Genomic DNA, 16,110 nt, shown 5'->3' on the forward strand with positions numbered 1-16,110 from the left:
ACCCTAGTCCTGGCGGGCAACCAGTTGGTGGTCAGCGGTGCCGCCACTCTTGGCGGCGGCACGGTCAGCACCAGCATTTCGGCGGCGACCAACGTCAACCATCTCCAGGGTGATCTCCTGGGCACTCTGGTGGTCGGCGGCGCCGGCTCCAGCTACACCGGCGTCTTCACCCAGGTGAACGTGACGGGCTTGGGGGCCGCCGCCAGCGCCGTGACCATCGGCGCCAACACCGACCTGGTGGCCACCGTCTCCAACAACTACATCGGCGCCACCCTGCCCGCGCTGGGCAACAGCGGCACCATCGTGGCCGTCACCGCCCTCTATGTCGGCAGCAGCGGCAGCGTGGGCAGCGTCAGCAACACGGGCGCGCTATCCGGCAGCGTGGTGGGCGTGATCAACAACGGCACCGTGGGTACCCTGACCAACAGCGGCACCGTCACCGGCTCCATCGCCGGTGTCGCCAATGCCGGTTCCGTGGGCAGCTTCAGCAACGACGGTTCGGTCAGCGGCTCCATCGCCGGTGTCAGCAACAGCGGCACCATCGGTACCCTGGGCAATACCGGCACCGTCACCGGTAGTGTCACCGGCCTGGGCAACCAGGCGGGCGCCAGCATCGGCACGCTCAGCAACAGCGGCACCGTGGCCGGGCAGATGGCCCTTTACAACGCCGGCACCATCGAGGTCGTCGTCAATGACGGCGCCTTGATCGACGCCGGCGCGCCCACCGCCGCCGGCCTGTACAACACCGGCAACATCGCCACGGTGCTGAACAGCGGCACCATCCTGGGCGCCACCTACGGCGTCTATAACGCGGGCACCATCGGCACCTTGGCCAACAGCGGCCTGATCACGGCGCCCACGGCCCTCTACATCGACACGGGCGCACGCTTGGGTGTGCTGGCCAACAGCGGCACCGTCACCGGCAATATCCTGAACCTGTCGGCCAACACGCTCAGCATCACCGGCGGCAGCGGGACGGTGGTGGGCACCCTGACCGGCCACGCCGCCGGCAGCCAGGGCAGTATCATCAACACCTTCGGCAACGTGGTTCTCGCCTCCGGCAACCTGTTGCTGAACGATGCCGTGAACGTGGCCGGCCATACCTTGGTCAACAGCGGTGCCTCGGTAATTCTGGACAGCCTGGTCAGCGTCACCGGCGCCTACAGCCAGACGGGCGGCACCCTGACCGTGGACATCGCCGGTGGTGGCGGCCTGGCCGTCAGCGGTGCCGCCAGCCTGGGCGGCGGCACGGTCCTGGCCCAGTACAACGCCACGGGCAACTACCTGGCCGGCGTGGATACACTGGTCACCGGCGGTGCCGGCTCCAGCTACACCGGCGTGGTGGTCCAGGGCAGCCTGACCGGCCTGGCCGTGACGGAAAGCGTGGTGGGCACCAACCTGGTGGCGGTGGTCGGCAACGATTATGTCGGGGGCAGCCTGGCCAGCCTGGGCAATACCGGCACGCTGACGGCCGCCACGGCGGTGTACATCGCGGCCAGCGGCAGCCTGGGCAGCTTGGCCAACAGCGGCACGATCACCGGCAACGTGGTGAACCTGTCGGCCAACACCCTGACCATCACCGGGGGTGTGGGGACGACGGTCGGTACCCTGACGGGCGGCACCATCACCAGCACTGGCGCCAATGTGGTGTTGGCGGCGGGCAATGTGGCCCTGAAGGACGCGGTCAATGTCGGTGCGGGCACGCTGGTGAACAGTGGCGCCAGCGTCCTCATGACCAGCGTGGTCAGCGTGACGGGCGATTACAGCCAGACGGGCGGCACGTTGACGGCCGGCATCGGCGCCGGCACGGCGGGGGAACTGCAAGTCAGCGGCAACGCCGGCCTGACCGGCGGAACCGTGGCGGTCACGGCCATGGATGGCGCCAACCTGCTGGCGGGCGACCGTTACACCATCGTCGAGGCGGGCGGCAGCCTGGTGGCCAGCGGCTTGACGGCGGCCGCCAGCGGCTTCACGGCCACGCTGGGTACCAGCCTGAATGGTACCGACACCGACTTGGTCCTGACCCTGGTCAGTGATTACATCGGCGGCACCCTGGGCACGTTGACCAACACCGGCACGCTGAACGCCCCCACGGCGGTCAACATCACGGCCGCCGGCAGCCTGGGCACCCTGGCGAACAGCGGCACCATCATCGGCAATGTGGTCAATGCCAGTGCCAACGACCTGGTCATCGTCGGCGGCAGCGGCGCGGTGGTGGGCGGCTTCAGCGGCGGCACCATCCGTAACAGCTTGAGCAACCTGGCCTTCGTCTCTGGCAATGTCAGCCTGGCGGACAGCATCGATGTGACTGGCCACACGGTGGCGAACACGGGCGCCAGCCTAATCCTGGCCAGCGACATCAGCATCTCTGGCGCCTTTGGCCAGACGGCCGGCACGTTGTCTGTCGCCGGCCATGTGCTGAGCGTCAGCGGCCCGGCGCTGGTCAGCGGCGGCACGGTCAGCGCCGGGGTGTCCGGCGTGGGCAACTACTTCGTGGGCGACAGCGTGACGATGATCCAGGGTGGGACGGGCTCGTCCTACACCGGGGCCGTGGTCACCAGCGGTCTGGCGGGCCTGGACGCCAATGGCTCGGTCAGCGGCAACAATTTACTGGCGGTGGCGGGCAACGACTACATCGGGGCCAGCCTGAACGTCCTGAACGTCACGGGCACGCTCGTGAACACGGCGGGCGGGGCCACGGCGCTGTACATCGCCAGCACCGGTACCCTGGGCAACCTGGCCAACAGCGGCACCATCAGCGGCAACGTGGTCAACCAGTCGGCCCGGGATCTCACCATCAACGGTGGGGGTAACGGCGCGGTGGGCCGCTTCAGCGGCGGCACCATCACCAGCACGGGCGCCAACGTGGTGTTCGCGTCCGGTGCGGTCAGCCTGGGCGACGCCATCAACGTGGCGACCCACACGGTCAGCAACGCCGGCGCCAGCCTCAGCCTGGCCGGCAACGTCGGCATCACGGGCAACTTCGCGCAGAGCGGCGGCACGCTGACCACGGGCGGTCGTGTGCTGACGGTCAGCGGGGCGGCCAACATGACGGGCGGCGTGGTCAACGCCGGGGTCAGCGCCGTGGGCAACTACCTGGTGGGCGACAGCGTCACCCTGATCCAGGGCGGCACGGGGTCCAACTACGCCGGCGCCACGGTCACCAGCGGCATCGCCGGCCTCAGTGCCACGGGCACCACCAGCGGGACCAACCTGCTGGCCGTGGCGGGCAACGACTATGTCGGCGGCAGCCTGAACGCCCTGAGCGTCACCGGCACCTTGGCCAACACGGCCGGCGGCGCCACGGCGCTGTACATCGCCGCCACGGGCACGCTGGGCACCCTGGCCAACGGCGGCACCATCACGGGCAACGTGGTGAACCTGTCGGCCAGCGACTTGGTGGTGAGTGGCGCCTCTGGGGGCGGCACCGATGCCGCGCCGGGCGTGTTCACCGGCGGCACCATCACCAATACCCGGTCCGATCTGCGCTTCGTGCGCGGCGTCATGATGCTGAACGACCGGGTCAACGTCGGCAGCCACAGCGTGGTCAACAGCGGGGCCACCCTGCTGGTGAACAGCGCCGTGAACATCACCGGCAGCTACAGCCAGACCGCCGGCGGCCTGGTGATCGGCGTGTCGTCCACCACCAGCTACGGCACCCTGGTGATCAGCGGCGGCGCCAGCCTGACGGGCGGGTCGGTGACCCTGACGGCGGTCAAGGGTGGCCAGCTGTCGGCGGGCAGCTACACCATCGCGTCGGCCGGGTCGACGCTGACGACCAGCAACCTGACCCTGACGGCCGCCGGCTACACGGTCACCAGTTCCACCATCACGGCCAACGGCGCCACGGACCTGGTCCTGACGCTCAGTGGCGGCAGCGGCGGGACCACCGGCCCCACGGGCCCGACCGGCCCGACCAATCCCACCACGCCCAGCACCCGGTACACGGCGGTGGGCCTGGCGGCGGGCGGCCCGGCGGTGGGCACCGGCCGCGCGCTGGATGTGATCGCCAACAGCGACGGCGCCGCGGCCCAGGCCTTCCAAGCGGCGGTGCTGACCCGCCTGTCCAAGTTGCCGGGGGCGGAACAGCAGCTGGCGGTGACCCAGCTGTCGCCCAGCCAGTTGACGCCGCAGATCAACACCTTCTCGGCCACCCCCTCCACCAACGCCATCAGCCAGCACCAGCAGCATGCCGCGGCCCATATGGACGGAAGCGGGAAGGGGGCGGCGGCCGGCTCCGACGGCCAGCAGGGGGCGGTCTGGGGCGAGATCCTGGGCGGCGGCGTGCTGCGCGGCAACAGCGCCGACGCCGCGGGCTATAGCGGCACCACCGCCGGCCTGGTCATCGGCGCGGACTGGTACGCCAACGACACGGTGATGGCGGGCCTGGCCTTCAGCTGGCTGAACGGCTCGGTCGACGGCCAGGGCACCGCCGCCGGCAGCCAGACCAAGGCGGCCAGCTACCAGCTGACGGCCTACAGCGTCTGGCGCCCGGATTGGGCGGACCAGCGGCTGTCGGTCGAGGGCCAGGCCAGCTTCGGCTACAACCACTACGACCAGCGCCGCTGGATCGGCTTCCTGGGCGCCCGGGCCAACGCCAACTATGGCGGGGAGCAGTACCTGGGCAAGGTGACGGTGGGCTACGACCTGCCGGTCTCCGCCAGCTTCACGCTGACGCCGCAGGCCAGCCTGCGGGCGGTGCGCCTGACCAACCACGCCTATGACGAGCGCGACGCCGGCGTGGCCAACATGGCGGTGGGCGCCTTGAAGGTGGACAGTCTGACGCAGGAGCTGGGCGCCAAGCTGTCTGGTAAGATGGACACCGGGCTGGGCCGGCTGCTGCCGGACCTGCGCTTGTCCTGGGTGCACGATTATCTGAATGGACCCATCGCCACCACCAGTGTCCTGGCCGGCACCAGCTTTGTCAGCAGCACCGGCCGCACCGCCGCCGACGGCCTGGGCATCGGCGTGGGCGCCACCCTGGACCAGGGCGACGGCTTCAAGCTGCGGCTGGAGTATTCCGGCGAACTGCGCCGCGATTACCAGAGCCACGCCGGCCTGTTGCGTGCCACCTTCGACTTCTGAGGGGGCGACTTCTAACCGGTTCCCTGCAAGTCCCGCCAGCCGCCAGCGGCGGGGCAGGGGGCCGCCGGCCGGGGGTATGTGGGGGCTTAATTCCCGCTAGCTCCTACCACACCCCCGGCCGGGTCTGGCCGGCGGGCGGCCGGGCCGCGATTGTTCCCCATCTGGCCCGGGTGCGGCTATAACCCACGAGACACGCGTGCAAGAGGGGAGTTTTCGAATGATCGAACGCATCGGCAAGGCGCAACGCTGGAGCGATGCCGTCGCCGTGAACGGCCTGGTGTTCCTGGCCGGCCATGTCGCGGATAAGACTCGTGGCCAGTCCGTCGCGGCGCAGACCGGGGACGTGCTGGCCCAGATGGATGAGACCCTGGCCAAGGCCGGCATCACCAAGGCCAACCTGGTCAGCGTCACCATCTACCTCGCCGATATGGCCGGCTTCGATGAGATGAATTCGGTCTGGGACCGTTGGGTGGATTCCGACAATCCGCCAGCCCGGGCGACGGTTGAATCGCGCCTAGCCTACCCCGATTTCGCGATCGAGATGACCGCCATCGCCGCCCGGTAATTCGACGGGCGCTCGGCCGGGGATCACGAAGGGGATTAGCTGCGGCATTTCCCGGCCGTGCCCGTTACACTCCCGCCCGATTTGGATCTGTGGCGGTGCTAGAGGGTGCCTATGGTATGGGATGAACGGCGGGGCGATCGGCGAGGGCAGGCCAGCGACACCCGCCAGCCGGCGGATATCGACTACGCCCGGGTGATTCATTCCGCCTCGTTCCGGCGGCTGCAGGGCAAGACCCAGATCCTGAACTTGGGTGACAGCGACTTCTACCGCACCCGCCTGACCCATTCGCTGGAGGTGGCGCAGATCGCTGGCGGCATCGTGCGCCAGTTCCAGCACCAGTTCCCGGATCACCCCGCCCATCCCCACCTGCCGGACATCGCCCGCATCCAGGCCATCGGTTGCACCCACGATCTGGGCCATCCGCCCTTCGGCCATGGTGGAGAGGTGGCGCTGAACTATTGCATGCGCGACCACGGTGGTTTCGAAGGCAACGGCCAGACGCTGCGCGTCCTGTCCCGGCTGGAGAGGTTCCCCGAGGGGGCGGGCGCCAACCTGACGCGCCGTACCCTGCTGGGCGTCCTGAAATATCCGGTGCCCTACCGTGAGGCCGCCAACGCCCTGGTGCGGCCCGGCCTGGATGCCAAGGCCACCACCCTGCGCATCATCGACCGCAAGGCGTCCAAACCGCCCAAATGCTATATGGACAGCGAGGCGGACGTGGTCGACTGGATCCTGGCGCCCTTGGGCGCGGCGGATCGGCATGCCTTCTGCGCCTACACCCGCCAGGAGGGAAGGCATCACAAGCCGCTGCACAAATCCTTCGACTGCAGCATCATGGACCTGGCCGACGACATCGGCTTCGGCGTCCATGATCTTGAGGACGCGCTGGCCTTGCGGCTGATGGACCGGGACGACTTCACCACCCGCGTGCCGCGCGAACGGTGCGCCGCTTTCCTGGACACGCTGCGCGGCCGCTATTCCGAGGAATTCGGCGGCGATGCCTACGCGGCCTTCGTCGATCGCCTGTTCGGGGAGGAAGGCCAGCGCAAGCTGTTCATCGGCCGCATGGTCCATTACCTGATCGCCAGCTGCCGCATCGACACGCGGGAAGCGTTCCAGGAACCCCTGATCCGCTACCGCGCCGCCATGGATGACCGCGCACGGGGTTTCCTGGATACGCTGAAGCAGGCGGTGATGGACATCGTCATCCTCAGCCCGGCTGTGCAGCAGCTGGAATTCAAGGGCCAGAAGATGGTGGTGTCGGTGTTCGAGGCCATGGCGTCGGAACCCCGAGCCTTTCTGCCGCGCGAGGTCCATGCCCGCTACCGGCAGGAAGGCGACAGCCTGCGGGTCATCTGCGACCACATCTCGGGCATGACCGACAACTTCCTGATGAAGACCTACGACCGGCTGTTCAGCCCACACATGGGGTCCGTCTTCGATCAGTTGTAAGGCCCCCGAAGGAGCTTCACAGGTCAGCGGCGCGGCGGGTCCGCCTGCGGCCCGGCAGGCTCGCTGGGGAGGGGCGGAGCCTCCGCTGGCCCGGTCGGCGCATTCGCTGGTCCTGGCGCCGCCTCGCGGGCCACCGTCGGTTCCAGTCGCTTGGCGACCGGGGCGGCGCCTGGCGCCGGCTTGGCCGCCTCGGCCCGGGGGGCGGCGGCGCGGCCATGATCCTCCGGCTGGGGTTTGGGCGCTTCCTGTGGGTGGGCGTCGTCGCCCGTGTTCAGGATGACGGGCAGGCCGTCGCGGCCGCCGATGATGATGGTCTTGGCGTTGGGGGAGGTGGCGAAGGCGCTGGTCGCCTCGATGCCGCGCAGGCGCAGGTATTCCGGCGTGATGGTGTTGGCCACCGTCGCCTGGAAGTCGCGGATGCCCTCCGCCTCGATGCGCTTGCGGTCGCGTTCCTTGGCCTCGCGGGCCAGGCGGAAGTCGTACTCCTGCATGATCTGCTGCTGTTCGGCCTTGCGCTCGATGGCGGCGCGCACGCTGTCCGGCAGGGTGACGCTGGAGATCAGGATGTCCTCCACCCGCACCAGGGCCGGGCCGCGGCCGCTGGCCATCTGCTCTTCCAGTGTCAGGGTGTCGGGCGCGGTCTCCCGCGTGGGCAGAGGGAATTCCTCTCGGTCGCGCTTCAGCAGATAGGCCTGAATCTCCGCGCGGTTCAGGGAGTAGAACTCCTCCGGGCTGTGCTGAGAGACGAATTCGTAGAGCAGCGAGGCGATCTTGGGACGCACCAGGGTGTCGGCGTAGTCCGGACCAGCCAGCTTGTGCACCAGGCCGGCGGCGTGGGGATTGATGCGGAAGCGCACCGACATCTCCACCTCCATGGTCAGGCCATTGGCCGCCACGGCGGGATAGGTGCGCGTCAGGGTCTGCAGCCGGCTATCATAAATGTAGATCTGATCCCAGGGGGCGATGACGTGCGTCCCTTCCTCCAGCACATGGTCGGTGACGGTGCCGCCGCTGAAGCGGTGCCACAGCACGCCGACGGAGCCGGCGGGCACGGCGACGACCACGGCCGGGGCGAGCGCCAGGGCGGTCAGCAGCAAAAGCAGGCCGGCAGCATAAAGCGACAGGCTGTTGGCGTCGGCCCAGTGTTTCAGGCGCCGCATGAGGGGGCGCGGGGCGGTCTTGGCCCCGGTTTCGGCCATGGTCATCGTTCGGTCGGCGCCCGCAGATGGTCACGCACCCGTGAACTCTGCCGGCCCACCGCCTGGATCAGGAAGTTCAGCAGGGGCGTCAGGATCAAGGCCAGCAGGAAATGGCCCATGAAGCCGATGGTGGTGTTTCGGCCCATGACACCACAGAGGATGCAGGCCAGCAGGTAGATGACGATGACGGTCAAGGGCATGAGGTGCGCATTCCCGTGCGAGTGGGCCCGTATGTATCGGGCCCGTGCAAGTGGCGGGCCTTGGGGTGGGAGGCTGCGAGCGACCCCACCCCAAGGTTACCACAATTCAAACGCGATCAGGCGGCCGCGGCGGTCGCCTGGGCCGACTTGCCCCGCACCTCGTCGAACTTCTCCTTGAAGAAGGTCGTGACCTTGGACGGATCGAAGGTCAGGAAGGTGCCGCCGGAGGCGAAGTGCTGCGCGAACACCTTGCCCAGGGCGTAGGTGAAGGCCGCGTTGAACGCCGGCTGGGTCAGCAGGCCCAGGACCGGGCCGACCAGCGGGATGGCCTTCAGCGTGTGGCGGAAAGCGAAGGAGCCCAGCAGGCTGCCGCCCAGCGCCGCCGGGGCGACGGTGGCCAGCAGGGTGCCGATGGCGGCCTTGCCGATGTCACCGCGGAAATCCACGGTGTAGTGCTTGGCCAGTTCGCGCAGCAGGTTCAGCTGCACGCCGGCCAGCACCGCGTCATCCAGCAGCACGACCGGGATGACGGCCGAGCCGGCCGCCAGCAGGACGTGGGTACGGATGATGTGGCGCACGGCGACGTCGTCCGCCACGGCCGCGTGGGTGGTCGTCTCGGCCGGGGCGGCAGGGGGCTCGGCGGCCGTGGGGGACACGGCCTCGGGGCCGGCCGCCGCGGCCTCTTCAGGGGTTAGTTCTTTCTTCGTGACCATGATCTCACGCTCCAAAGAAGACGTTGAGGGGTGACCGTTCCGAACCACGGGTCCGGCTTGTTCCATCCCCGGGGGGACGGCCCGATGTGACTGGCCGCCGACAAGGGCCGGCAGCCCGACGATATGGGCTAACCAATAACGGGCTCATGAGCGCGGTTCCCCAGCTGAGGGTGCCGCCAATGCGTTCCTTGAAAATAAATTATGAATAAGGCGGATGTAATCGTCCGGATTTTCCTGAATGAAAAAATGTCCTCCTTTCATCGTCCGCAGGTGGAAGCTGTGGGCCCTGACCGTTTCCCAGGCCGCGACCTCATCCACGGTGACAGTCGTGTCCGCGTCACCGGCCAGGGCCACCAGATCCAGGGGCAAGGGTGCGGGCGCGGCCACCCGATAGCTGTCGGACAAAGTGAAGTCCGCGCGCAGCAGGGGGCGCATCAGGTCCATGAGATCCCGGTCCGCCAGCACCTCGGGCGGGGTGCCGCCCAGGCGCCGCAGCTCCTGGTCCAGGCCGGCGTCGTCCAGCTCCCACACCGGCGGGCGGTCGGGGGGCAGGTGGGGCGCGCGGCGGCCGGAGACCACCAGGCCCTGGGGTGGCCGGCCCTCGCGCACTAGCGCCTCGGTCACCGCGTGGGCGATGGCGGCTCCCAGGGAATGGCCGGCCAGAACCAGGGGGTGCCGCGGCAGGGCCTTCAGCGCCGCCACCAGGGGTGGCACCACCTGATCCATGCGGGTGGCGGCCGGTTCCTGCCATCGGCCGGGCCGTCCGGGCAGCAGCACCCCCCAGACGTCCAGGCCCGGCGGCGCGCCCTTGGCCAGGAAGTTCAGCGCGTTCAAGCCGCCGCCGCCATGGGGGAAGGCGACGATGGTGCCGGTGGGGTTGCTATCTCGGATCAGGGGATACAGCCAACTCATGTCTGGGCCTCCGCCGGTTCGGCCGGGGTGGTTCCGGGCGGCAGGGGGTGCACCAGGCGCAGGCGCCCTTCGGACATCTGGTAGACGCGGTCGGCCAGATCGAACCAGCGCTCGTCGTGCGTTACGCAGATGACCACCTTGCCCCGCGCCCTCAGTTCCGGCAGCAGCTGCTCGTAGAAGACGGCGCGGAAGTGCGGGTCCTGGTCGGCCGCCCATTCGTCCAGCACGATGACCGGCTTGTCCTCCAGCTGCGCCAGCACCAGGGCAAGGCGCTTGCGCTGTCCGGTTGACAGGCGGACGGTGGTAAAGGCGCCGTCGGCCACGGCCACCTTGTCCTGCATCTCCAGCCGGGTCAGCAGTTCCCGGACACGCGCCGGGTCGGGCCCCGCCACGCCATAGAGCCGGCGCGACAGATGGTAGTCGGAGAAGATGGCGGAGATCTGGTCGCGATAGTCCTGCAGCGAGGCCACCGGCACGGGCGCGCCGTTGATCAGCAACGAGCCGTGGTCCAAGGGCATGAGGCCGGTCAGCAGGCGCAGCATGGTGGACTTGCCGGAACCGTTGCCGCCGGTGATGAAGGTGACCTCGCCGCCGTGGAATTCCGCCGTCAGCGGCCCCACGGCGAAACTGGGGGTGCCGTCGTCGTTGCGGTAGGCGAAGCCGGCCTCGGCCAGGGCGATGGAGCGCGGTGCGGATAGCACCTCCATGCCTTCCGTTGGCTCCTCGTCCAGCGGTGCGCGGCCGGCCGGGACGGGGGCGTCGGCGGTGACGGCCCAGCGATCGGCGGCCTCGGCCAGGCGTTGTTCCATGGCCTCGATGTTGGTCAGCGCCCGCTCGGCCATGGACACCATGGGCGTCACGAAGGACACGGTGCTGATCGGTCCGACGATGAACAGGGCGGCCGTCGTCACCGGCACCACCACCTTGTAGTATTCCGCCGACACCAGGGGGACGACGAAGACCATCAGGCCGATCAGGGCATAGAACATGGCCTCAATCAGGGAGAAGTTGCGCACCCACTGGGTCTTGGTCTCGACATTCACCCGCCGTGCGCGGGCGGAGGCCGCGCCCACGGCCCCCACCAGAGCGTCGGCCCGGCGGCGGCTCATGCGGGCCTCCTTGAAGCCCTGGGTCAGGTCGGTCAGCCCGTCGAAGACGTCGGCCTCCGCCTGGCCGGATTCCGCCAGCATTTCCTTGAACGAGCGGGTGCGGCGATAGCGGATCGACACCGCCAGGCCAGCGAAGGCGAAGGCCAGCACGCACGCCAGGGGTGACAGATAGGCCAAGTAATAGGCCAGGAAGACCAGCATCACCGCCTGCTGCGCGCCCACCGCCAGGATGGGCAGCACGCGGGCCAGGATCTGGGTATCCTGGATCAGCACGCCGTGCAGGGCGGCGCGGCCGATGCGCTCCACCGTCACCAGGTCGGCCCGCCGCACCGCGTCGAATACCCGCATGCGGAAGGTGTGGATCAGCCGCTCCGCATCCCGCGACGCCGTCACCAGGATGGCGTTGTGCGACACGCAGAACAAGGTGATGGTCACCGCGTACATCAGGACCAGGCGCGCATCGACCTTGTCCGCCTCCTGGCTGGCCGCCGCCACGAGCCCCAAGAGGGCGGTGGTGGCGATGGCCGACACCAGGTTCATGAAGGTCAGCATCTTCAGGTTCTGCGGGATCTCCCGCAGGACGACCTTGGCCAGTCTCATGCCGGCACCTCCCGCCCATGCCAGGCGGTATCCAGCGGCACCTCGCGCAGGCGGCCTTCCTCCATGTGCAGGCGCCGGTCGGCCACGTCGAAATACTGGTCGTCGTGGGTCACGGCGATCAGGGTCAGGCCCCGTTCCTTCAGCGCCGGCACCACCTCGCGGTAGAATTTGCGGCGGAAGTGGGGGTCCTGGTCCGCCGCCCATTCGTCCAGGATCAGCACGGGCTTGTGCTCCAGCAGCGCCGCCACCAGGCCCAGGCGCTTGCGTTGCCCGGCCGACAGGTCGCGGCGGGCGAAGCGGTCGTCCTCCACCCGGGTCACGCGCTGCATCTCCATCCAGCGCATCAGCTCGTCCACCTCGGCCGTGTCCAGCGCCGGCACGCCGTAGAGGCGTGCGAACAGGTGGAAGTCGGCGAAGACGGTGGCCATCTGCTCGCGATAGGGGTCCAGCCGCTGCGGCCCGATGGCCAAATCGTCCACCATCAGCCGGCCGCGCATGGGCTGGTATAGGCCGGTCAGCAGCTTGATGAAGGTGGACTTGCCGGAGCCGTTGCCGCCGGTGATGAACACCACCTCGCCCCGCCGCAGGGTCAGGTCGAAGGGGCCGACGGCGAACGCTGCCTCGCCCGCCGGGGCGGGGAAGGTGAACTCCACCCCATCCAGGCGGATCTCGCGGAAATCGGCCGGCAGGTCCAGGGGCGGCGCGTCCTGCCCCGGTTCGGCCAGGGCGGCCAGATCCTTCTCCAGATCCAGCATGCGGCCGGCGGCACCATCGGCCGCGGTCATGACCGCCAAGGATTGCATCAGGCCAAAGATGGGCGTGGACAGGAAGATCACCGCCGCCGCGACCTTCACCATCTGCTGTGAAAAGCTGCTGGAATAATGGGGCAGTACGAAGACCAGGATGCCCAGCATCAGGTTGAAGACCATCTCGCCGAAGATGAACTGCTGCCAGGTGTGCATGTGCACACGGCCGCGCTGCGCCATGGTGCGGTCGGACGTGGTGACGAAGATGCGGTTGAGGTCGTCGCTGCGGGCACTGCTCAGCCGCTGCTCCTTGAAGCCGTCGAACAGGTCCGACACGCTTTCGAACAGCGCCTCCTCCTCCGCCATCAGCAGTTCCTGCTGTTCCTCCAAGGCTTTGCTCAGGCGGATGTAGAACCAGGCCCCGCCCACCAGCACGGCGGAGATGACGAAGAAGGCCAGCGGCGACAGCACCGCCATGTAGACCAGGACGGCGATGACCGACAGGACGGAGCGCAGGGTGATGGCCATGAACTCGGAGTTCTGCGAGATCAACTGCCCCGCCTGGGTCACGCTTTCGAACAGGCGGGCCTGGCCAAACCGCTCCAGCTTCAGCAGGTCGGACCGGCGCACCTGGTCCACCAGGCGCATGCGCACCGTGTCGACCACCTCTTCCAGATAGGCGGCCATCTGGGTGACCATCCAGCCTTCCGTCGCCATGTAGGCGGCAAGGCTGGCCAGGAAGGCGCCGGCCAGGACGAAGTTGACCCCCGCGCACTGCTGCTCCGCGATTTCGGAGGCGGCGGCGTTGACGATGACCAGGATCAGGGTGCTGGACAATGCCGATCCCGCCGCCGCCAACAACAGGCGCCGGATGCGGGCGGGACCGATGAGCTTGATCAGGCGAAGAAGGTTCACGCGGCCCGTCCTACGCTGGGGGCGTCCGCGCCGCCATGGGCGGACAGCGGCACGTCATCGTCGACGCGGATGCGCCAGACGTGGCGCTCATGATCCTCGAACGCGGTGCGACCGTGCAAGGCCATGTGATTGTTGACGAAATGGATGCTGTCCGCCGGCATGGAGATCCGCAGCAGGGCCTCGGGCCGCCGCGCCTCCGTCAGCAGCAGGTCCAGCGCCCGGCGCACGTCCGGTGTGTCGGCGGCCGGGTGCAGGGCCAGTCCCTTCATCAGCGTGTCGGCGCGGAAGCGGATGCCGGGCCGTTCGGCGAAGATGGTGGCGAAGGTCACCTCCACCGTGTCCGTGCCGCCGTTGGCGGTGAAGACGCCGGGAATGCGGAACGGCAGCACCTTGCGCGACAGCAGGTCAATGGCCCAGCGCCCCTCCTCGGTCGCGGACAGGGACCGCTTCAGGCATTGCAGGTCGCGCACCAGCGAGATGCCGCCGCCGCAGGCCGCCGGGCGGATGTAGTACAGCATCATGTACCGCTCCGGCCGGGCGAAGTACTGCGTGTCGGTGTGCAGGTCGGCCTCGTCGGCATGCTCGGAAAAGGTGGTGGCCGCCTTCTGCTGCCGTACCTTCACGTCCCAGATGACGCGGCGGTTCACCTGGTCCGTCGCCGTCGGCCGACCCATGCACGCGGCCAGCGCGAACAGCACCTGGGCCCGATCCTCCAGCTCCAGGTGCGCGAGGCCGGCCTGGCGCACGGCGATGCCGCTGTAGTCGGTCTCCAGGATATGGCACAGCGCCTCGGCCGTGGCGGCCAGGGTGGGGCTGGCCGCGGTAAGGGCGGCGCGCAGCTCCACGGGTGCGGCAGGCGGCACCAGCCGCTCGATCCGGAGGTCGGGGCCGTATAAGTCCCGCAATGCCGCCTTTACGCACAGGCGTTCCCGCTCGGGCATGGGCGACAGGGCGAAGTCGCCGATGCGGAGGCCTAGGTCTTCAAGATGGGTCAACATGGCTCGTCACCGTCTTGGAAACAGGAGGGGCTGAGGGTTCGGAGAATGGTCAGTAGGCGTCACGGGCGGCCTCCATCATCGCGGCCAGCCCGTCGGCGGGCAGCCCGTCCGGCCAGCGGAAGCCCAAGCGGGCCAGCAAGGCCTGGGTCTTGGCCGTCGCCAACTCGGTGCGGCGGTCCCGCTCGTGCGGCGATTCCTGGCGATAGACGCCGAAGGTGGGCAGCAGCTCGGCCAGCGGTTTTTCCATCGCCGGGTCGTTCAGGGCGGTCTCGATCCGCTCCAGCAATTGGTTGTAGCTGCCGGTGTCCAGATGGCTGGCCATGCCGGGGGCCGCCCGCATGACCTGGGCCAGGAAATCGCGGCGGGCGTGGTCGACGTGATGGGTGTGGTGGGCCAGATCCGGCGCCTGCGCCAGGGTCACCACCGCCTCCGCCACCTTGTCGACATGGCACAGCCAGGCGTGCATGTCCTCGGGCAGGAAGCGCAGGCGGGTCAGCGCCGCCGTCAGGCGGAAGAAGGCGTTCTGCCGGATGTTGCGCTGCAGGGCGGCGCCTTCCGACGCGAAGACGATGTTGCCCACGCGGTGGATGCTGGCGTTGGCGATCTCGCCCCGCGCCGCCACCACCAGGTGCTCCGCCTCCTGCTTGCTGCGGACGTAGTAGTTGTCGTCCAGCGCCGCGTGGTGCTCGTCATACTCGGTATACAGGCGGTAGCCGTCCTCGGGCGATCGGCCGCACACCGACAGGGTGGAGATAAAGTGCATGTCGGCCGTGTGGCCGGTGCGCCGGCCCCGCTCCACCGCCAGGTTCAGCAGGTGGCGGGTGGCCTGGACGTTGTCGGCGTGGCTGTCGCGGTAATGGCCGTAGTGGCTGACGTTGGCGGCGCAGTGCAGGATGGCGTCGGCGTCCATCGCCAGGGCCTCATGCCGACCCTCGGCCAAGCCCAGATCCGGCGCTCGCAGGTTGCCGGCCCAAGCTCGCACCCGGTCGGATGCCAGCAGATCGGACGCCGTCTCGGCGCCGAAATAATGCCGCAGCACCTCGGTAAGGCGCGCATGCGCCTCCGCATCGTCGTGGCCGCGGATCAGGGCGGTGACGCGCCGCGCCGGATCCGCCGCCAGGTGGCGCAACAGATAGGCGCCGAGATAGCCGGTGGCGCCGGTCAGCAGGACATGGCCATAAGGGCGCGCCGCCACCGGGGCCGAGGCCGCCAGGGTTTCGTAGCGCTGGCGATATGCGGCCAGCAGCGGTTCCAGCGTGGCTTCGCGCGCCGCCTCGAATGCGGCCTCGCGGGCCTTGAATGCTTGCCAGTGCGCACGGGCACCGGCAATCAGGCCGGTCAGCTGGCCCGCCTGCGGCCGGCAGCGGCGGGCGAAGTCCTCCAGGCGGGGATTCTCATACAGGTCATTGACCGTGCAGGCGAATTCCCGACGCACGCGGTTCACCATGGCTGTCGCCCGCAGACTGTCGCCGCCCAGCTGGAAGAAATCATCCTCCCGCCGCAGGCTGTCGACCTTCAGCACGGCGGCCCAGATGGCGGCCACGCGTTCCTCCACCGGACCCTGCGGCGGGGTTCCGGCGCGATGGTCGCCGTCGATGGATTGGTGCAATCGATAA

11 protein-coding genes are annotated in these 16,110 nt (G+C 68.8%); 3 read left to right on the forward strand and 8 right to left on the reverse strand.

Features of this window, described 5'->3' with window-relative positions:
* Window positions 1-27: 27 nt before the first annotated feature.
* The 3 genes from UAA55_RS09335 to UAA55_RS09345 all read left to right on the forward strand — a co-directional run bounded on the left by UAA55_RS09335 (window position 28) and on the right by UAA55_RS09345 (window position 7,102).
* A complete protein-coding gene (locus tag UAA55_RS09335; RefSeq protein ID WP_416235177.1) occupies window positions 28-5,085 on the forward strand; it encodes a beta strand repeat-containing protein in 5,058 nt (1,685 codons plus the stop codon).
* A gap of 217 nt (window positions 5,086-5,302) precedes the next feature.
* Window positions 5,303-5,650, forward strand: a complete 348-nt coding sequence (locus UAA55_RS09340) for a RidA family protein (protein ID WP_322952410.1) — start codon at window positions 5,303-5,305, stop codon at window positions 5,648-5,650.
* A 111-nt stretch (window positions 5,651-5,761) separates the two neighbouring features.
* Window positions 5,762-7,102 (forward strand): anti-phage deoxyguanosine triphosphatase, encoded by a 1,341-nt coding sequence (locus UAA55_RS09345; protein ID WP_322952411.1) that lies wholly within the window; start codon window positions 5,762-5,764, stop codon window positions 7,100-7,102.
* 23 nt (window positions 7,103-7,125) lie between these two features.
* Here the strand turns inward: UAA55_RS09345 and UAA55_RS09350 are convergent, their stop codons facing one another.
* From UAA55_RS09350 to UAA55_RS09385, 8 genes are all read right to left on the reverse strand, one after another.
* Window positions 7,126-8,307, reverse strand: a complete 1,182-nt coding sequence (locus tag UAA55_RS09350) for a prohibitin family protein (protein WP_322952412.1) — start codon at window positions 8,305-8,307, stop codon at window positions 7,126-7,128.
* Entirely contained in the window at window positions 8,304-8,501 is a 198-nt protein-coding gene (locus UAA55_RS09355; protein WP_322952413.1) for a hypothetical protein, read from the reverse strand. Before UAA55_RS09355 ends, UAA55_RS09350 begins: the two co-directional genes overlap by 4 nt.
* A 116-nt stretch (window positions 8,502-8,617) precedes the next feature.
* Window positions 8,618-9,214 carry a YcjF family protein gene (locus tag UAA55_RS09360; protein WP_322952414.1) on the reverse strand — a complete coding sequence of 199 codons (597 nt, stop codon included), beginning with the start codon at window positions 9,212-9,214 and terminating at the stop codon, window positions 8,618-8,620.
* A 144-nt stretch (window positions 9,215-9,358) separates the two neighbouring features.
* On the reverse strand, window positions 9,359-10,126 hold the full coding sequence (locus UAA55_RS09365) for a thioesterase II family protein (RefSeq protein ID WP_322952415.1): 768 nt from the start codon (window positions 10,124-10,126) through the stop codon (window positions 9,359-9,361).
* Window positions 10,123-11,835 carry a cyclic peptide export ABC transporter gene (locus UAA55_RS09370; protein WP_322952416.1) on the reverse strand — a complete coding sequence of 571 codons (1,713 nt, stop codon included), beginning with the start codon at window positions 11,833-11,835 and terminating at the stop codon, window positions 10,123-10,125. The genes UAA55_RS09365 and UAA55_RS09370 overlap by 4 nt, the downstream gene beginning before the upstream one ends.
* Entirely contained in the window at window positions 11,832-13,496 is a 1,665-nt protein-coding gene (locus UAA55_RS09375; RefSeq protein ID WP_322952417.1) for a cyclic peptide export ABC transporter, read from the reverse strand. The genes UAA55_RS09370 and UAA55_RS09375 overlap by 4 nt, the downstream gene beginning before the upstream one ends.
* Window positions 13,493-14,494 (reverse strand): TauD/TfdA family dioxygenase, encoded by a 1,002-nt coding sequence (locus UAA55_RS09380; RefSeq protein WP_322952418.1) that lies wholly within the window; start codon window positions 14,492-14,494, stop codon window positions 13,493-13,495. Before UAA55_RS09380 ends, UAA55_RS09375 begins: the two co-directional genes overlap by 4 nt.
* A 49-nt stretch (window positions 14,495-14,543) precedes the next feature.
* The coding region (locus UAA55_RS09385; protein ID WP_322952419.1) for an SDR family oxidoreductase at window positions 14,544-16,110 on the reverse strand (1,567 nt) is incomplete at its 5' end.

It is taken from the genome of Nitrospirillum guanabarense, from assembly GCF_034653355.1.
Lineage (GTDB): Bacteria > Pseudomonadota > Alphaproteobacteria > Azospirillales > Azospirillaceae > Nitrospirillum.